Here is a 19456-nt window from a genome sequence, read left to right on the forward strand (position 1 = left end):
AGCTGGCGCCCATGCTCGTGTTCGCGCCCGAGCTGGCGCCCATGCCCGTGCTCGCGCCCGCGCCCGTGCTCGTGTTCGCGCTCATGCGAAGGCCGCCACGGTCACGCCCTCCGTCGTGAGCCGCGCGCGCACCCTGCGCGCCAGCTCCACAGCGCCCGGAGTGTCGCCGTGCAGGCAGAGCGAGCGGGCGCACACCGCGATGCGCGCGCCGGAGTGCGCGGTGACCGTGCCGGAGCGCGCCAGCTCCACCGAGCGTTCGACGACCGCGTCCGGGTCGCTCACCACCGCGCCCTCGCGCCCACGCGGGACGAGCGTCCCTTCATCGGTGTAGGCACGGTCCGCGAACGCCTCCGTGACCGTCGGCAGCCCCGCCTTTTCCGCCAGCGCCAGCAGCCGGGAACCGGGCAGCCCCAGCATGGGCAGCGAGGCGTCCGCGAGGAGCACGCCGTCGACCACCGCGGCGGCCTGTTCCCCGTCGTGCACGACCCGGTTGTAGAGCGCGCCGTGCGGCTTCACGTACGCCACGCGCGCGCCGGCGGCCCGCGCGAAGACCTCCAGGGCGCCGATCTGGTAGGCCACCTCGGCCGCCAGCTCGGCGGGCGGCACGTCCATCGCGCGCCGCCCGAACCCCGCCAGGTCCCGGTAGGAGACCTGGGCGCCGATCCTCACCCCGCGCCCGGCCGCCAGCTCGCACACCCGGCGCATGGTGGCCGCGTCCCCCGCGTGGAAGCCGCAGGCCACATTGGCGCTGGTCACGACGGACAGCAACTGCTCGTCGTCGGTGAGCCGCCAGCGGCCGAAGCCCTCGCCGAGGTCCGCGTTCAGGTCGATCGGGGTCATAGGTGCGTCGTCTCTCCTGTCAGGCCACGCGGTACTGCTCGTCGCGGGCGTCGCTGATGAACATCTGGCCCGGTGCGTGGGTGATGGCGAACGGCGGCCGGGACGCCGTCACCGCCGCCTGCGGGGTCACCCCGCAGGCCCAGAACACCGGGATGTCGTCAGGCTCGGCGTCCACCGGGTCGCCGAAGTCGGGCCGGCCGAGGTCGGCGATGCCCAGCGCGGCGGGATCGCCGCAGTGCACGGGCCCGCCGTGCACCGCCGGGAGCAGACTGCTCTCCCGGATCGCGGCGGACAGATGTTGCGGCGGCACCGGGCGCATGGACACCACCATCGGCCCGCGCAGCCGTCCCGCCGGACGGCACGGCCGGCTGGTCACGTACATGGGCACGTTCCGGCCCTGCGCGACGTGGCGGATCGGCACCCCGGCCCCGGCCAGCGCCCACTCGAACGTGAAGCTGCACCCGAGCAGGAACGACACCAGGTCGTCCCGCCAGTACGCCCGTACGTCCGTGGGTTCGTCCACCAGCTCCCCGTCCCGCCACACCCGGTAGCGCGGCAGGTCGGTACGCAGGTCCGCGCCCTGGGCGAGTTCGGTGCCGGTCGCACCGGCGTCGGTGACGTCGAGCACCGGACAGGGCTTCGGGTTGCGCTGGCAGAACAGCAGCATGTCGTACGCCCAGTCGGCGGGCACCGAGATCAGGTTGGCCTGCGTGTGCCCGGCCGCGACGCCGGCCGTGGGGCCCGTGAGGCCATCCCGGAAACGCGCCCGGGCGCTTCTCGGGCTCCACGCGTGCGCGTGCTCGTCGACGAGAGCGACGGGCAGGTCCGCCGCGGTACGGGCGGCAAGGAGCTCTTCCGTGCGGTTCACGCCAGTTCCTTCCCGCGTGTCTCCGGCAGTCCGAACAGGGCCACGGCGGCCAGTGCGTAGCCGGCCGCGCCGAAGACCAGCGCACCGCCCACGCCCCAGCTGTCGGCCAGGAAGCCCACCAGGGTCGGGAAGACCGCGCCCACCGCGCGGCCGGCGTTGTACGTGAAGCCCTGCCCGGTGCCGCGCACCGCCGTCGGGTACAGCTCGCTCAGGTACGACCCGAAGCCGCTGAAAATCGCCGACATGCAGAAGCCGAGCGGGAAACCGAGCACCAGGAGCAGCGTGTTGGCACCGCCCGGGATGTTCGCGTACGCCAGCACGCAGACCGCCGACGCCACCGCGAACAGCCAGATGTTGCGGCGCCGGCCCAGCCTGTCGGTGAGGTACCCGCCGGTCAGATAGCCGAGGAAGGCTCCCGAGATCAGGAAGGTCAGATAGCCGCCGGTGCCGACGACCGACAGTCCGCGCTCGGTCTTGAGGTAGGTCGGCACCCAGGTGGCCAGCGTGTAGTAGCCGCCCTGCACACCGGTGGACAGCAGGCCCGCGAAGACCGTGGTGCGCAGCAGTCCGGGCGCGTCGGCCGTGCCCGGCCGGAAGATGGCGACGAACGAGCCGCGCCGGGGGCTCTGTTCGCGTACCGCGACCGCCTGCGGGGCGTCGTGCACCCGGCGGCGCAGCCACAGCACGAGGAGCGCGGGCAGCGCGCCGGTCCAGAACATCACCCGCCAGGCCAGGTCGTCGCCGACGAACGAGAAGACCAGCGTGTACACGATCGCGGCGAGCGCCCAGCCGACGGCCCAGGAACTCTGGACGGCACCGAGCGTACGGCCGCGGTGGCGGGCGCTCGCGTACTCGGCGACCAGGATCGCGCCGACCGCCCACTCGCCGCCGAAGCCGAGGCCCTGGAGCGCGCGGAACACCAGCAGGGTCTCGTAGTTGGGCGCGAAGCCGCAGGCGACCGTGAAGACCGCGTAGGTGATCACCGTGATCATCAGCGCGCGGACCCGGCCCACCCGGTCCGCGAACACGCCGGCCGCGGCGCCACCGACCGCGGAGACCACCAGGGTGACGGTGGTGAACAGGCCGGTCTGGCCGCTGTCCAGGCCGAAGTACGCCGCGAGCGCGACCATGCTCAGCGGCAGGGTGAAGTAGTCGTACGAATCCAGGGCATATCCGCCGAAAGCTCCGGCGAACGCACGTCGGCCGCGTGGACCGAGGGGGCGCAGCCAGCCGAACAGGCCGTCCTCGGCGCTGCGTTCACCCTCGCCCGGGTGCGCATCGGAGGACAGGGCCTGCGGTGGAGGAGTCGTGCTCATGGGCACCTCGCAGATGAGGGACGGAGGGTGCGGGGACTGAGCAGTGCGGGGCCGTACCGGCGGCCGTCACGACGGCCGCACCAAGGTGAGCGTGAGGAGCACCGTAGAGGATCGTTCAACGATCCTTCAATACCCGCGTTGTTTCGTTCCTGTGTCTGCGGTTGAATTCCGGGCATGGCAGAGCAGCTGACGGGACTGGCCGACGACCGCGCCCTCCTCGGGCGGACCAGCACCGCGGAACGGGTCTCCGACATCCTCAGGAGCCGTATCGCCGACGGCTACTTCCCGCCAGGCACCCGCCTGTCGGAGGACGGCATCGGCGGCGCGCTCGGAGTCTCCCGCAACACCCTGCGCGAGGCGTTCCGGCTGCTCACCCACGAACGCCTGCTGGTCCACGAACTCAACCGGGGCGTCTTCGTCCGGGTCCTGACGGTGGAGGACGTCGAGGACATCTACCGCACGCGCGCCCTCGTCGAGTGCGCCGTCGTACGCGGCCTCGGCGACCCGCCGTACGCCCTGGAGAGCCTGTCGGCGGCGGTCGCCGAGGGGCAGTCGGCGGCCACCGAGGATGACTGGAAAGCGGTGGGTACGGCCAATATCCACTTCCACCGGGAACTGGTCGCCCTGGCCGGCAGCGAACGCACCGATGAACTGATGCGCAGCGTCTTCGCGGAACTCCGCCTCGCCTTCCACGTGGTCGACGACCCCCACGCCCTGCACGAGCCGTACCTGACCCGCAACCGGGAGATCCTGGAGTCGCTCCAGCGCGGCGACAGGCGCGCCGCGGAACGCCTGCTGGAGACCTACCTCACGGACTCCCTGGAACGAGTGGTGGAGGTCTACCGCCGCCGCGTGGACAGCGCCCCGTAAGGTTCTGGGCCCCGTAAGGTTCTGCGGCCCGTAAGGGGCTCGGGGAACCGCGTGACCAGCACCCACCGGCCCGCACCCTGACCACCACCCCGCAGTACCCGGCCCCACCGGCGGAGCCACCTGCGTCGTTTGGGCCGATGTCAGACCCAGGACCTAGTCTGTGCACCGTGACTTCGCCTGCATCGACGGACAGCGTGCCGCCCCAGCTCAGTGCGGGGCCGCGCCCCGCACCGGGCCCGGCCGCCGACGAGGGGCTGGCGCGGCGGCTGCGCGCGCTCGCCTGCACGGCGCCGCTGCACGACCTCGACGCACGCAAGGCGAACCTGGCCGGCGAGTACTCGGTGTACGGGATGGCGGAGGTGGCCCTCTCCGCCATCGACCTGGTCACCCTGAACATGGACTTCGACACCGGCGCCGACCACGAGCAGATCGTCGCCCGGCTGATCCCGCGCATCTCCGCCCAGACCCCGCACCGCCCCGTCGCCGAGCACGAGCGCGTGGCCCGCTGGGTCCTGGAGAACCTGATCAACGTCGGCAGCGTCGACCGCGGCTTCCGCGCGGTGTACGGCACCTTCGCGCCGGACGGGTCGTACGTCCGCCGGGACTACGACTTCAAGCTCATCGAGGAGGTGCCGGGACCGGAGGGCACGGTGTACCTCCGCACCACCGACGAGGCGGTCAACGTCCTCGTCGGCGCCCTCGACACGGACGTGACCAGCGCCCAGATCGCCGCCGAGGTCAAGCTGGAGGTGCTGGTCAACCGCGGCCGGCTCGCCGACGCCCAGCTCGCGGCGGAGCAGGCCCGCTACCGGACCGTCCAGTACTCGGAGAGCCTGCGCCGGGCCCTGGAGGCCACCCGGCGCAACGTCCGCGCGGTGGACTGGCTCAACGCCGTCCCCGACATGATCGCCGAGGCCCTGGACCACGTCGCCGACCGCTACCGGCACGAGAACGCGATCCTCACCAACATCCGCAAGGCCCGCGACGAGACCGAGGAGCCCGAGAACAAGCGGCGCGCCGCCGAGCTCGTCGACATCGTCAAGGACTGCATCCGGCGGCACACCCAGTTGCAGTCGCGACTGCTGGAGGCGGGGCCGCTGTTCCGCGCGGAGCAGGACCGGCAGGCGTTCGCGACGCCCATGACGACGTCGGGGACGGACCTGTACGGCCATCTCCTCGCGCCGTTGCTGCCGCTGCCGCTGGAGCAGGCGAGCCGGGTCACGGGGGCGTTCTTCGCGCGCGGGACCGGGCTGCGCACACCGGTGTCGGTGCGGGTCGGCGACCTCGTCGACATACTGCTCACGCCGCCGGTGGAGCGGGAGCACCTGGGCGCGGAGATGCCGGAGCCGGACCTCATCGCCACGCCGGACGACAGCCGGTTCAGCGAGGAGCAGCTGACGCAGGCGATGCGGCTGCTGGACCTCCCGGCCGACGCGCCCCGGCGGCTTTCGGGGCTGCTGGCGGAGGCGCGGCGCGTGGGGGGCGAGGATCTGGCCTACCTCGTCGCGTTGCTGGCGGTGCACGCGGCCAGCCCGGCCGTCGGTTCCGCCTATCGGCAGGGCGAGGAGAAGCTGTTGTTCGCGGTGGACGACGGTACGGAGCTGGACGACGCCGGTTTCGGTGGTGCCGATCTGATCGTCGGGACGGCTCTGCTGGACGCGGCGGGGATGGCTGCGGATCGGACCGAGGCGGCGTGATGTCGTGTGCCGGGTGCGGGCCGGTGGGGGCTGGTCGCGCGATTCCCCGCGCCCCTGGCGGGGCGCCTGCGCCGCCGCCCGTTGTCAAGATGAGGGAGTTGTCGTTGTGAGCGAGTACGTCGAGGCTGAGGCGGCTGTCGCGCCGGCGAGTGCTGCCGTCACGCCCGCCGACGCCGCCGACGCGGCTCGGCTCGTCGCCTTCGGGCTGCAGCCCAAGCTGCAGCCCGCGCGGGACCAGGAGTACACGGAGCTGCTGCGGCGCTACCGGGAGGACCCCCCGTTCGCGCGGCTCGCCGATGCCGTCGCCGCCGGGCTGGGGCTGGTGGTGCTCGAGGTGTCACCCCGGGCGGGCATGGCCGTGACGGCCGCCGAGGACTCGGTGTTCGCCGTTCGCATGGGCGACTACGCGCGTCGTACGTCGGCGGACGGCAGCGACCGCTTCCTGCACGGCCTCGCCCATCTCGCCGTCGCCGCGCTGGCCTTCCCCCGCCCCGAGGACCTGGCCGACGACGGCTACATCGGGCGGATCACCGTCAACGGCGTCGACGCCTTCGTCCGGCAGGCCTGCAGGCGGCTGGAGGAGCGGGCGGAGGAGGCGGGGGAGAACACCGACCCGGCCACCGACGCGCCCGGCCTGGAGGCCGCCTGGCGGATCTGGGCCAGACGCAGCGCGACCGGTGCCACCAAGGACGCGCGCCGGCTGGCCGGTTCCACCACCGGCATCATCGGCAAGGCGGTCGTCTTCCTCACCGACTCCGGGTTCCTCCAGCGCACCGGCGACGACCAGGGCGGCACGTACCGCACCACGGCCCGCTACCAGCTCCAGGTGCGGGACATGGCCGGCAGCGCCGCCATGGCCGAGCTGCTGGAACTCGGCGTCGTCCCGGTCACGGACGGCACGGCCAGCCTGCTGCCCGCCGACGCCACCGAGGACCTGGACCTGGTCGCCGACGCGGGCCTGCCGTTCCACTCCTGAGCCCTTCCCGAAGCCCCCTCCGAGCCGTCACCACCGTCTTCCCACGTCTTACGAGAGTCCGCCATGTACGAGCTGTCCCGGGTCCGCCTCTACTCCATCGGGCCGGCCGGTGCGCGCTACGCCGACACCGTGCTGGACCTGCGGGGTGTCGGCGAGCCCGTGCCCGACCCCGCGCCGACCCAGGCGGAGTTCTTCGAGGAGGAGCCGGTCGGCCCGCCGCGCCGGCCCGCCCCCGCGGGCGTGCTCTTCCTGGAGAACGGCGGCGGCAAGTCGGTGCTGCTCAAGCTGATCTTCTCGGTGATGCTGCCGGGTCACCGCAACACCCTCGGTGGCGCGAGCTCGGGCGTGCTGCGCAAGTTCCTGCTCGCCGACGACTGCGGGCACGTCGCCCTGGAGTGGCAGCACACCCTCACCGGCGAGTGCGTGGTCGTCGGCAAGGCGAGCGAATGGCGCGGACGGCAGGTCTCGAACGACCCGCGGAAGTTCGCCGAGGCCTGGTACTCGTTCCGGCCCGGCCCGGGGCTCTCGCTGGACAACCTGCCGGTCGCCGAGTCCACCGCGGTACGACAGCCCGTCGAGGGCACCTCCGGGGCCCAGGGGCGGCGGCGCACCATGAAGGGCTTCCGGGACGCCATCACCGAGGCCGGCAAGGCGTACCCGCACCTGGACGTGCACTGGGAGGAGATCCACGACCGCTGGATCGAGCACCTCGGCGACCTGGGTCTCGACCCCGAACTCTTCCGCTACCAGCGCGAGATGAACGCCGACGAGGGCGAGGCCGCGGGCCTGTTCGCGGTGAAGAAGGACTCCGACTTCACCGACCTGCTGCTGCGGGCCGTGACCGACACCCGGGACACCGACGGACTCGCCGACCTGGTCGGCGGCTTCGGCAACAAACTCGGGCGGCGCGCCGAGCTGATCGCCGAACGGGACTTCACCGCCGGGTCGGTGGACCTGCTGGGGCGGATCGTGGAGGCCGCGGAGGCACGGTCACGCGCGCGTGACATCCACGCGGGCGCCGAACGCCGTACCCGTACGCTGGCGCGCCGGTTGTCCGCGCGGGGCGCGCAGGAGCGGATGCGCGCCGCCGACCTCGCCCAGCGGGTCACGGCCGCCGCCCACGCCGTCACGCACTCCGACGGCGCCCGCGAGCGCAGCGCGCTGATCGCCGCCGAACTCGCCTACCGGCACGCCTCCCTGGCGCTCGCCGCCGGTGAGAAGTCCGCCGCCGGGCAGAAGCGCGAACTGGCCGACGCGCGCACCCTGCACTCGGCCTGGCAGGCCGCCGAAGCCGTGCTCCGCCACCGCGCGGCCGCCGACCGCGTCGCGCGCGTGGCCGCCGCCATCCAGGAGGCCGAGCGGGACGCGGCCCCCGCCCTCGCCGCCCGCGCCAAGGCCGCCGTCGCACTCGTCCGGGCCCTGCACGCGGCCGCCGGGAGCGCGGAGACCCTCGCCAACGAGGAGGAGGAGCGCTCGGCCGCACTCCAGGAGGTCAGCGACAGCGCGTACCGGGACTCGACCTCCGCGGCCACCGAGGCACAGCGCGCCCGCAGCGAGGCCGGGCACCTCAGGCAGCGGCTCGGCGAGGTCGAGCAGGAGACCGCCGAGGCGGTCCGCGCGGGCTGGCTCGACGACAGTGCCCCGGACGCCGACCCGGCCAGGGCCGCCCTCGCGGCGAGCGACGCCGAGAAGACGGCCGTGGCCGCCTGGGACACCGCCCGTGAGGCCTCCCACCGAGCGGGCGAGCACGCGCGCGAGGCGGCCGCCGCCGAGTCCCGCGCCGAACTCACCGCCGCCCGGGCCGCGGACGCGGCGACCGCGGCCGAGCGGACGTACGACGCCGAGAGACGCCTGGCCGAGGGCCTCGCGGCGGAGGAGCGGCTCACCGAGCTGCTGGGTCTCACCGGCTCCCGCACCGCCATTCCGCGGCCCCGCCACGAGGGCGGCGACGACATCCCCACGGCCCTCGCGCCCGAGGAACTCGACCGGTTCGCGGACGAGTTGCGGGAGCTGCTCGACGACGCCGTCGGGTCCGCCGAGCGGCAGCTGTTCGACCTGCGGACCGCCGCCGCCGACGACTCCCGGATCCTCGGCGCCCTCGGCGACGGCGGGCTGCTGCCGCCGGGCCCCGACGTGCTGGCCACCGTCGAGTTCCTCGGCGAGCACGGCATCCCGGCCCTGCCCGGCTGGCGCTACCTCGCCCAGGCCGTCGACCCCGCCGACCACGCGCGCGTGCTGGCCGCCCGCCCCGAACTCGTCGACGGCGTCGTCATCACCGACCCCGGCACACACGCCCGCGCCCGCGAGGCGCTCACCGAGGCGGCCCTGCTGCCCCGCTCCGCCGTTGCCGTCGGCACCGCCGCCGCCCTGCTCGCCCCGGCCCCGGCCGCCGACGCCACCCCAGGTGACGTGTTCCTCGTGCCGCCGAACCCGGCCATGCACGACGAGCACGCCGCCGACGAGGAGCGGCAGGCGCTGCGCGCGCGGGCCACCGAGCGGGACGAGGAGATCCGTGCCCTCGCCGCCCGGCTCGGCAAGGATCGCGAGCTGGCCGCGCGGCTCGCCTCCTGGCGCACCGGCTGCCCGGCCGGGCGGCTCGGGGAGCTGGCACAGGAGGCCCGGGACGCACGGGTGTTCGCGGCGGAGGCCGAGGCCGAGCTGGCCGAGGCCCGGACCGCGCGGGCGGAGGCCGAGGAGGCCGCCGCCGAGGCCGCGCAGCTGCGCGACGAACGGCAGGAGGCCGCGCAGCGGGCCCGGCGCGCGGCCGACGCGCTCGCCGGCCTCGCGTTCCGGCTTCGTGAGCGGGCCGGCTGGCAGGTCAGGCTGCGTGAACTCGCCGACGAGGCCACCGAGTCGGAGGCCCGCGCCCAGTCCTGCCTGGAGCGCGCCCGCGTCGCCGACGAGGACCGGCGGGCCGCCCAGCGCGCCGCCGACGACGCCCGCCGCACCGCCCGTACGCTGCGCGCCGAGCGCTCCGAGATCGCCGGCGCCCCCGACGACATGCCCGAGGCCGACGAGGACGCCCCCAGCTCGTCGCCCCCGTTGGCCGCTCTGCGCGAGGCCTACCGGGCCGCCTCGCAGGTCTACGAGAAGGTCGGCGTCGGCGCCGACCTGCGTGCCGAGCAGGCCCGCGCGGAGAGCGACGAGAGCGCCGCCCTGGCGGAACTGGAACGGCTGACCAACAAGGTCCGCACCCGCGCCGAACAGCTGCTGCAGTCGCCCGACGGCTCCGACGGGCCCTCCCGGCAGGCCGCCGCCGCCCGCGCGGAGGAACTGGTGCAGCTCCTGGAGACCCGCATGTCCACCGCGAGCGAGCAGCTCGGGCGGCTCCGCGGCGAGGCCGAGCGGCACGCCCCCGAGGACGGCGAGGCGCACACCGAACTGCCCGACGAGCTCCAGCCCCGCGACGCCGAGCACGCCCAGGCACTGCTGCGCACGGCGACGGCCGAACTGGCCGCCCGCACCGAGGCGCTGGCCCAGGCCCGGGAGGCGCACACCGAGCTGCTGGACACGCACCGCGCGGCCGAGGACGCGGCGGGCGGCTTCGAGGAGATCGCCGCCATGCTCCGCGACCTGCTGCGCGAGCACACCGCCGACGAGGAGCAGGAGGAGCCCGAGCCGTACCCCGGCAGCCTGGAGGAGGCCCGGCAGTCCGCCGCCGAGGCCCGCAGGTCGCTGCGCGGCTGTGCCGGCGACCTGTCCGCCGCCGAGTCCGCCGTCCGCGAGGCGAGCGACGTCCTTGTACGGCACGCCAACGCCACCCGGTTCGAGGCGGTGCGGACCCCCGCACGCCAGCAGATCCGGGAGCTGCCCGCCTCCGCGCTGCCCGAGCACGCCCGGAAGTGGGCGGACGCCTTCGCACCGCGGCTGCGGGTGCTGACCGACGAACTGGCCCAGCTGGAGCGGAACCGGGACTCGATCGTGGACCGGCTGCGAGGGCTCGTCGAGTCCGCGCTGGCGACCCTGCGGTCCGCCCAGCGGCTCTCCCGGCTGCCCGAGGGGCTCGGCGAGTGGTCCGGGCAGGAGTTCCTCCGTATCCGCTTCGAGGAGCCCGACCAGGCCACGCTCACCGAGCGGCTCGGCGAGGTCATCGACGAGGCCACCCGGGCCGCCGTGAAGAAGAACTCCGATCTGCGACGGGACGGAATGTCCCTCCTGCTCAGGGGAGTCGCGGCCGCCCTGCAGCCGAGGGGCGTCGCCGTCGAGATCCTCAAGCCGGACGCGGTACTGCGCGCGGAGCGGGTGCCGGTGGGGCAGATGGGGGACGTGTTCTCCGGCGGTCAGCTGCTGACCGCGGCCATCGCCCTGTACTGCACGATGGCCGCACTGCGCTCCAACGACCGGGGCCGGGACAAGCACCGGCACGCGGGGACGCTGTTCCTCGACAATCCCATCGGGCGCGCCAACGCGACGTACCTGCTGGAGCTCCAGCGGGCCGTCTCGGACGCGCTGGGTGTGCAACTGCTGTACACGACCGGGCTGTTCGACACCACGGCGCTGGCCGAGTTCCCCCTGGTCATCCGGTTGCGGAACGACGCCGACCTACGGGCCGGCCTCAAGTACATCAGCGTGGAGGAGCACCTCCGGCCCGGGCTGCCACAGCAGCCGCAGGTGGGGGAGGCCGTGCACAGCGAGATCACCGCCACCCGGATGTTCCGGAAGCCGTCGGCCTGACGGACGGTCCCCCGTCAGGGGTGCGTCAGCTGCCCCGCCTGGCCGCCCCGCCGCCGTATCCGCTCCTGTTCGCGCCCGGCGGCCCGCTCCTGTCGCCGGGCCGCGCGCCGCTCGCGGCGGAGCGCACGGGCCGTGCTGCTCGGCTGCGAGACCACGCCGTAGCGCTGGTTCCACACCTGACGGGTCACCAGGACGTCGACCGCGCTCCAGGTTGCCACCACCGTGCTCACCACGCTGCTGATCACCATCGGGAACGCCAGCCAGGACTCCGCCATCGTGCAGAAGAACGCCACCATGGCCAGGAACAGCGTGACAGCGATGATGATCACCGACCGCACCGCCGCCGTCCGCACCGGGTCCGGCATCCGGTACCGCTTGGCAGGCTCCTCGACCCACAACGTCCGGTACTGCGCCTGCTGTTGCCGCACCGTCGAGTGCGTGCCCGCGCCGTCCTCGGGCGCCAGGCGCCGCTCAGCCGTCCCCATCAAGGTGTCACTCCCCACCGCCGACAAGCCCTCGCACCGGTGTCCGACGACCCCGGCTCCCCATTGGCTGCCCGGCTTGCGCTGTTTTACGCCGCCCGGGTCAGAGAGGCGGCTCCTGTGGCCGAATCCGCACTCATCACCCGTCTACAAGGACGAACGAACTCGCCCGATGATTCCCGACCAGGGAAAAATTCCGGCCAACTGATCCTTCGTGCCGTTCCCGCCCCACTCGCGTGAAGTCGACGCGATCGCGGTGGCAATCTCCCGCAATGCCCGGACAACTCGTCCTTCCTGTCCGTCATGTCCCACCACTCAGGCGGAAGTTCACCGCCCGGACGGTTCTTCGAGTTATCCCTGTGACGGTAGTAGGCTCGCGCCGTTTGTTGACGTACACGTGTACCCCCGGCCGGCGGGGGTCGAGCTGGGGGAGGCCATGCGCTTTCGCGGGAAGTCGATCCGCCGGAAGATCGTGGCGCTGCTTCTCGTGCCGCTGGTGTCCCTGACCGCCGTCTGGGGATTCGCGGCCGTGCTCACGGGACGCGAGGTCACCCACCTGTTCCACGTGTCGGCGGTCGTCGAGGACGTCGGCTACCCCACCGAGGACGCGGTCCGCGCTCTCCAGCAGGAACGCCGGCAGACCCTGGTCTATCTCGCCGACCCGCGCGCCTCCGACGCGCTCAGCGCCCTGAACCGCACCCGCGCCGCCACCGACGAGACCGTGGCCGAGCTCCGCAGGCACGCCGGGGAACAGCGCGTACGCGACGGCCTGGACGCCGCCGACGACGACCGCCTCACCGCGGAACTCGACGGTCTCGACGGCATCGCCCCGCTGCGCCGCAGCGTCGAGCAGGGCACCGTGGACCGCGCCCAGGCCTTCGGCCTCTACAACGCGGTCGTCGACCCCTGCTACGCGCTGCTCGGCTCCCTCGACGGCATCGACGACGTCGAGATGGACGAGCAGGCCCGCGCCCTCGTCAACATCACCCGCGCCCGCGAGCTCGTCTCCCGCGAGGACGCCCTGCTCGGCTCCGCCCTGGTGGTCGGGAAGGTCTCCCGGGAGGAGACCCGCCAGATCTCCGACCTCATCGCCCAGCGCACCCTCCTCTACGACATCAGCCTCCCGCTGCTGCCGGCCGGCGAACGCGACCGCTTCGACCGCTTCTGGAGGAGCGCCACCACCGCCCCCCTGCTGGCCGCCGAGAAGTCCGTCCTCGCCGCCGGGTCCGGCCTGCCGAACGACGTCGGCGCCAAGAGCTGGGACGCCAGCGCGGGCACCGTGCTCGGCGAACTGCGCACCCTCGACGACCAGGTCGCCGACCGCTTCCAGGACCGCGCCCGGCCCGTCTCCGTCACCGTGATCGTCCAGGCGGCCGTCGTCGGCGTCCTCGGTGTGGTCGCCGTGCTGTTCTCGCTGGTCGTCTCGGTCCGGGTCGGCCGCAGCCTCATCCGCGACCTGCGGCTGCTCGGCCAGGAGGCGCACGAGGCGTCCGGGGTCCGGCTGCCGAGCGTGATGCGCAGGCTCTCCGCGGGCGAACAGGTCGACGTGGAGACCGAGGTCCCGCGCCTGGAGTACGACAAGAACGAGATCGGCGAGGTCGGCCAGGCCCTCAACACCCTGCAGCGCGCCGCCGTGGAGGCCGCCGTCAAACAGGCCGAACTGCGCGCCGGCGTCTCCGAGGTCTTCGTCAACCTCGCCCGCCGCAGCCAGGTCCTGCTGCACAAGCAGCTCACCCTGCTCGACGCCATGGAACGCAGGACCGAGGACACCGACGAACTCGCCGACCTCTTCCGCCTCGACCACCTCACCACCCGTATGCGCCGGCACGCCGAGGGACTGGTCATCCTCTCCGGCGCCGCGCCCTCGCGGCAGTGGCGCCGGCCCGTCCAGCTGATGGACGTGGTGCGCGCCGCCGTGGCCGAGGTCGAGGACTACGAGCGCATCGAGGTCCGCCGACTGCCCCGCGTCGCCGTCACCGGCCCCGCCGTCGCCGACCTCACCCACCTCGTGGCCGAACTCCTGGAGAACGCCACGGTGTTCTCACCGCCGCACACCGCCGTGCAGGTCCTCGGCGAGCGCGTCGCCAACGGCTTCACCCTGGAGATCCACGACCGGGGTCTCGGCATGGCGGCCGAGGCGCTCTTGGACGCCAACCTGCGGCTCGCCGAGACACCCGAGTTCGAGCTCTCCGACACCGACCGGCTCGGCCTCTTCGTGGTCAGCCGCCTCGCCCAGCGCCAGAACGTCCGCGTCTCGCTCCAGCCGTCCCCCTACGGCGGCACCACCGCCGTCGTCTTCATCCCCGACGTGCTGCTCACCGACGACGTCCCCGACACCAACGGGGTCGGCTTCCGGCTCGACCGCGGCCTCCCGGCCAGAAAGGCCGAACCCGAAGAGGGCCGTGCCGCCTCCCTGGCCCAGCTTCCCGGGCAACGGCCCGGCCTGCCGGCCGCACTGCTGGACGGCCCGGTCGAGCTGGAGGCGCCCGTCGACCTCGACGCGCTGGACGGCTTCCCGGGCGCTCTCACCGACGACGACAGCGAGCGCGGCGGCCTGTTCCGCCCCCGCCGCTCCCTCGCCGACGCCGCGGACGACCCCACGCCCGCCGTGACCGATCTCCACCACCCGGCCCGCGAGACCGCCGACCGCTTCGGCGACGAGCACCCCGACGGCCCTGTGCCACTGCCGGTACGGCGGACGCCCAAGCTGGTCAGCTCGCACGGCAAGCCGGTCACCGGGCCGCGCCCCCGCCGGGTCGGCCCGGACGAGCGCGCCCCGGCCGACCAGGGCCGCCCCGAACCCGGCGGTCCAGCCCCGCTGCCCTCCCGCCGCCGCACCGACGCGTCCCCGCAGCGCACCGTCACCCCGCCCGACCGCGGCGAGGAGCGCACGGCGTCCAGGGCCGGCGGCCCGGACCTACCCGCCGGGCCCCCCACCCTGCCCCGGCTCACCCGCCGCTCCGCGGACGCCCCCGGCAGCGGCACCGACGACTCCGTCCCGCCCCCCGGCAGCACATCACCGGAGGCCGCGTCCGGCACCCGGTCGCTGCCCAGGCGGGTACGGCAGGCCAACCTGGCCCCACAGCTGCGACAGGGACCCGCAGAATCCACCGCGCGTGACCCGGAACCCGTCGAGCGCGACGCCGACGAGGTCCGCAGCCGCATGGGCTCGCTCCAGCGCGGCTGGCAGCGCGGCCGTGCGGAGAACGCCGAGGGCGACGGCTCCCGGGACAGCACAGCACAAGGAACGACTAAGGGGGACGGTCGATGACCGATCCGAAGGCGACCGGCCACACGGCGACGAACAAGGGCGAGCTGAACTGGCTGCTGGACGACCTCGTGGACCGGGTCGCCAGCATCCGCAAGGCCGTCGTCCTCTCCGGCGACGGCCTGCCCACCGGCGTCTCCAAGGACCTCACCAGAGAGGACAGCGAGCACCTGGCCGCCGTGTCCTCCGGCTTCCACAGCCTCGCCAAGGGCGTGGGCCGCCACTTCGAGGCCGGCAGCGTCCGGCAGACCGTCGTCGAGCTCGACGACGCCTTCCTGTTCGTCACGGCCGCCGGCGACGGCAGCTGCCTCGCCGTCCTCTCCGACGCCGACTCCGACGTCGGCCAGGTCGCGTACGAGATGACGCTCCTGGTCAAGAGGGTCGGCGTACATCTGGGGTCCGCTCCGCGCACCGATCTGCCCCAGGGCGGGTAGTGGGATGACATGAGCGGAGACGGTCAGGGAAGAAGTCACTGGTTCGACGACGAGGCCGGACCGGTCGTCCGTCCGTACGCCATGACACGGGGCCGCACCACCAGTGCGGTCCAGCACCGGCTCGACCTGATCGCGGTGGTCGTCACGGAGCCGCACGTGGACGACGCGGACGACGACCGGACGCTGTCCCCGGAGCACGTGGACATCGTCGAGCTCTGCCGTGACACACCGCAGTCGGTCGCCGAGCTGGCCTCGGAACTCGACCTCCCCGTCGGAGTGGTCCGGGTCCTCGTCGGCGACCTCGTCGACGGGGAACTCGTCCACGTCAACCGGCCGGTACCCCCGGCCGAGCTGGTCGACGAGAGTATTCTGCGCGACGTGATCAACGGCCTCCGGGCGCTGTGACCGGCGCGGAAGCGGAGTAGTGACGTGACAGGCTGGCAGTTCTGGGTCGACCGCGGCGGGACGTTCACCGACGTCGTCGCACGGCGCCCGGACGGCCGGCTGCTCACCCACAAACTGCTCTCCGACAACCCCGCGCGCTACACCGACGCCGCCGTGGCCGCCGTGCGCGAGCTGCTGGAAGGCTCCGGTGCCCCCGTCGACGCCGTCCGGATGGGCACCACCGTCGCCACCAACGCCCTTCTCGAACGCAAGGGCGAGCGCACCCTCCTCGTCGTCACCCGCGGCTTCCGCGACGCCCTGCGCATCGCCTACCAGAACCGCCCCCGCATCTTCGCCCGCCGCATCGACCTGCCCGGCCTGCTGTACGAACGGGTCGTCGAGGCCGACGAGCGGGTCGCCGCCGACGGCACCGTGCTGCGCGCACCCGACCTGGACGCCCTGGCGGGCCCGCTCCAGGACGCGTACGACGACGGGATCCGGGCCGTCGCCGTCGTCTGCATGCACAGCCACCTGTACCCCGCCCACGAGCAGGCGATCGGCGAGCTGGCCGCCCGCACCGGCTTCCCGCAGATCTCGCTGTCCAGCGAGGTCAGCCCGCTGATGAAGCTCGTCCCGCGCGGCGACACCGCCGTCGTCGACGCCTACCTGTCGCCCGTGCTGCGCCGCTACGTCCGCCATGTCGCCGACGAGCTCGAAGGCGTCCGGCTGATGTTCATGCAGTCCAACGGCGGCCTCGCGGAGGCCGGGCAGTTCCGCGGCAAGGACGCCGTGCTCTCCGGTCCGGCCGGCGGGATCGTCGGCATGGCCCGGATGTCGCAGCTCGCCGGCTTCGACCGGGTCATCGGCTTCGACATGGGCGGCACCTCCACCGACGTCTCCCACTTCGCGGGCGGCTACGAACGGGTCTTCACCACGCAGATCGCGGGCGTCCGGCTGCGCGCCCCCATGCTGGACATCCACACCGTCGCCGCGGGCGGCGGCTCGGTGCTGCACTTCGACGGCTCCCGCTACCGCGTCGGCCCGGACTCGGCCGGCGCCGACCCCGGACCGGCCTGCTACCGGGGCGGCGGCCCGCTGGCCGTCACCGACGCCAACGTCATGCTCGGCCGGATCCAGCCGGCCCACTTCCCCCGGGTGTTCGGGCCGGGCGGGGACCAGCCGCTCGACGCCGACCTGGTCCGCGCCCGCTTCACCCGGCTCGCCCGGGAGATCCGCGAGCGAACCGGCGACGACCGCACCCCCGAACAGGTCGCCGAGGGCTACCTGAGCATCGCCGTGGCCAACATCGCGAGCGCCGTGAAGCGGATCTCCGTCCAGAAGGGCCACGACGTCACCCGCTACGCCCTCACCACCTTCGGCGGGGCCGGCGGACAGCACGCCTGCATGGTCGCCGACTCGCTCGGCATCCGCACCGTCCTGGTGCCGCCCATGGCGGGAGTCCTCTCCGCGCTCGGTATCGGGCTCGCCGACACCACCGCCATGCGCGAACAGTCCGTCGAGGCCCCCCTGGAGCCCGCCGCCATGGCCGGCATCCGCAGGACCGCCGACGACCTGGAGGCCGCGGCCCGCGCCGAACTCCTCGCCGAGGACGTCCCGGAGGACCGCGTGGAAGTCACCCGCCGCGCCCAGCTCCGCTACGACGGCACCGACACCACCCTCACCGTCGAGCTCACCGAGCCCGACGCGATGAAGCACGCCTTCGAAGAGCGTCATCGCGCCACGTACTCCTTCACGCTGGACCGCCCGGTCGTCGTCGAGGCCCTGTCCGTGGAAGCCACCGGCATCACCCGGCCCCCCGATCTCTCCGCCCTCGCCCCGTACGAGGGCGCTCCCGCCGCCCCGGAGACCGTCCGCCTCCACACCGGCGGCGCCTGGCACGACGTACCCCTCCACCGCCGCGAGGGCCTGCCCCCCGGCGAATCCGTCACCGGCCCGGCGATCATCACCGAGGCCGGCGCCACGACCGTCGTCGACGACGGCTGGCGGGCCGCGGCGACCGACGACGGGCATCTGGTCATGGAACGCGCGACGGTCACACAGAGTTCCGATCTCGACACGAAAGCCGACCCGGTTCTGCTCGAGGTCTTCAACAACCTGTTCATGTCGATCGCCGAACAGATGGGCGCCCGTCTGGAGTCGACGGCCCAGTCCGTCAACATCAAGGAACGCCTCGACTTCTCCTGCGCCCTGTTCGACCCCGACGGGAACCTGGTGGCCAACGCCCCGCACATCCCGGTCCACCTGGGCTCCATGGGCACCAGCGTCAAGGAGGTCATCCGCCGCCGCGGCACCTCCATGCGCCCCGGCGACACCTATGCCGTCAACGACCCGTACCACGGCGGCACCCACCTGCCCGACGTCACCGTGATCACACCGGTCTTCGCCACGGAGGGTGACCGGATCCTCTTCTACGTCGCCTCCCGCGGCCACCACGCCGAGATCGGCGGCATCGCGCCGGGCTCGATGCCGGCGAACAGCCGCACCATCGAGGAGGAGGGCGTCCTCTTCGACAACTGGCTGCTCGCCGAGAACGGCCGCTTCCGGGAGACCGAGACGCACCGGCTGCTGGCCGAGGCCCGCTACCCCTCCCGCAACATCCCCACCAACCTCGCCGACCTGCGCGCCCAGATCGCCGCCAATCGCAAGGGCGTCGACGAAGTCGGCCGGATGATCGAGGAGTTCGGGCTGGACGTCGTCCAGGCCTACATGCGGCACGTCCAGGACAACGCCGAGGAAGCGGTCCGCCGGGTGATCGACGCCCTCGACGACGGCGCCTACGCCTACGAGACCGACTCCGGCGCGGTCATCCGGGTGCGCGTGCGCGTGGACCGCGACAACCGGCGCGCGACCATCGACTTCACCGGCACCTCCGCCCAGCTCGCCACCAACTTCAACGCCCCGTTCGCCGTCGTCAACGCGGCCGTGCTGTACGTCTTCCGCACCCTCGTCGCCGACGACATCCCGCTCAACGACGGCTGCCTGCGCCCCCTCGACATCGTCGTGCCGCCCGGTTCCATGCTCGCTCCCGAGCCGCCGGCCGCCGTCGTCGCGGGCAACGTCGAGACCTCCCAGGCCATCACCGGCGCACTCTACGCGGCGCTCGGAGTGCAGGCCGAGGGCTCCGGGACCATGAACAACGTCACCTTCGGCAACGAACGCCACCAGTACTACGAGACCGTCGCCTCCGGTTCCGGAGCCGGTGACGGCTTCCGCGGCGCGAGCGTCGTACAGACCCACATGACCAACTCCCGGCTCACCGACCCGGAAGTCCTGGAGTGGCGGCTGCCCGTCCGCCTCGACGAGTTCGCCGTCCGGGAAGGCAGCGGCGGCGCGGGCCGCTGGCACGGCGGGGACGGCGCGATCCGCCGCGTCCGCTTCCTCGAACCCATGACCGTCTCCACCCTCTCCCAGCACCGCCGGGTACCGCCGTACGGCATGGCAGGCGGCGAGCCCGGCGCTCTCGGCGCCAACCGGGTGGAGCGGGCCGACGGTACGGTCACCGAACTCGGCGGCAGCGGTGCCGCGGACGTAGGCCCCGACGACGTGCTCGTCGTGGAAACCCCGGGCGGCGGCGGATACGGACGCCCGTCACCCGGCACCAGAACCCAGCAATGACCCCAACGACT

General features: G+C 73.4%; 12 protein-coding genes. 8 read left to right on the forward strand and 4 right to left on the reverse strand.

Annotated elements, in window-relative coordinates; all coding sequences use genetic code 11:
* Nucleotides 1-81 precede the first annotated feature (81 nt).
* Genes BLW82_RS35675 through BLW82_RS35685 form a run of 3 tightly spaced genes read right to left on the reverse strand, consistent with a single transcriptional unit; the run spans nt 82 to nt 3024 of the window.
* Entirely contained in the window at nt 82-840 is a 759-nt protein-coding gene (locus tag BLW82_RS35675; protein WP_093505535.1) for a LamB/YcsF family protein, read from the reverse strand.
* Nucleotides 841-859: 19 nt separating this feature from the next.
* Complete coding sequence (locus BLW82_RS35680) at nt 860-1708, reverse strand: putative hydro-lyase (protein WP_093505537.1); 849 nt, start codon at nt 1706-1708, stop codon at nt 860-862.
* Nucleotides 1705-3024 carry an MFS transporter gene (locus BLW82_RS35685; protein WP_093505539.1) on the reverse strand — a complete coding sequence of 440 codons (1320 nt, stop codon included), beginning with the start codon at nt 3022-3024 and terminating at the stop codon, nt 1705-1707. Before BLW82_RS35685 ends, BLW82_RS35680 begins: the two co-directional genes overlap by 4 nt.
* A 174-nt stretch (nt 3025-3198) precedes the next feature.
* Here BLW82_RS35685 and BLW82_RS35690 point away from each other — a divergent pair, with 174 nt between their 5' ends.
* The 4 genes from BLW82_RS35690 (at nt 3199) to BLW82_RS35705 (ending at nt 11241) form a co-directional block, all read left to right on the forward strand.
* Nucleotides 3199-3894, forward strand: coding sequence for a GntR family transcriptional regulator (locus tag BLW82_RS35690; protein WP_093505541.1), 696 nt, complete (start codon nt 3199-3201; stop codon nt 3892-3894).
* A 167-nt stretch (nt 3895-4061) separates the two neighbouring features.
* A complete protein-coding gene (locus BLW82_RS35695) occupies nt 4062-5591 on the forward strand; it encodes a hypothetical protein (RefSeq protein ID WP_093505543.1) in 1530 nt (509 codons plus the stop codon).
* A gap of 106 nt (nt 5592-5697) precedes the next feature.
* Nucleotides 5698-6567 carry a hypothetical protein gene (locus BLW82_RS35700; protein WP_093505545.1) on the forward strand — a complete coding sequence of 290 codons (870 nt, stop codon included), beginning with the start codon at nt 5698-5700 and terminating at the stop codon, nt 6565-6567.
* Nucleotides 6568-6630: 63 nt separating this feature from the next.
* The gene (locus BLW82_RS35705) at nt 6631-11241 is read left to right on the forward strand and encodes a hypothetical protein (RefSeq protein ID WP_093505547.1); all 4611 of its coding nucleotides are present in this window, start codon (nt 6631-6633) and stop codon (nt 11239-11241) included.
* 14 nt (nt 11242-11255) lie between these two features.
* On the opposite strand, the gene BLW82_RS35710 is transcribed toward BLW82_RS35705, so the two are convergent.
* Complete coding sequence (locus BLW82_RS35710) at nt 11256-11726, reverse strand: hypothetical protein (RefSeq protein ID WP_093505549.1); 471 nt, start codon at nt 11724-11726, stop codon at nt 11256-11258.
* A gap of 433 nt (nt 11727-12159) precedes the next feature.
* On the opposite strand from BLW82_RS35710, the gene BLW82_RS35715 reads away from it, so the two are divergent.
* Genes BLW82_RS35715 through BLW82_RS35730 form a run of 4 tightly spaced genes read left to right on the forward strand, consistent with a single transcriptional unit; the run spans nt 12160 to nt 19445 of the window.
* Nucleotides 12160-14994, forward strand: a complete 2835-nt coding sequence (locus tag BLW82_RS35715) for a nitrate- and nitrite sensing domain-containing protein (RefSeq protein ID WP_093508447.1) — start codon at nt 12160-12162, stop codon at nt 14992-14994.
* Nucleotides 14991-15425, forward strand: coding sequence for a roadblock/LC7 domain-containing protein (locus tag BLW82_RS35720; RefSeq protein ID WP_093505551.1), 435 nt, complete (start codon nt 14991-14993; stop codon nt 15423-15425). The genes BLW82_RS35715 and BLW82_RS35720 overlap by 4 nt, the downstream gene beginning before the upstream one ends.
* Nucleotides 15426-15434: 9 nt before the next feature.
* Nucleotides 15435-15830 (forward strand): DUF742 domain-containing protein, encoded by a 396-nt coding sequence (locus BLW82_RS35725; protein ID WP_093505553.1) that lies wholly within the window; start codon nt 15435-15437, stop codon nt 15828-15830.
* Between the two features lie 24 nt (nt 15831-15854).
* Entirely contained in the window at nt 15855-19445 is a 3591-nt protein-coding gene (locus tag BLW82_RS35730; RefSeq protein ID WP_093505555.1) for a hydantoinase B/oxoprolinase family protein, read from the forward strand.
* Nucleotides 19446-19456: the final 11 nt, after the last annotated feature.

Source organism: Streptomyces sp. Ag109_O5-10, assembly GCF_900105755.1.
Lineage (GTDB): Bacteria > Actinomycetota > Actinomycetes > Streptomycetales > Streptomycetaceae > Streptomyces.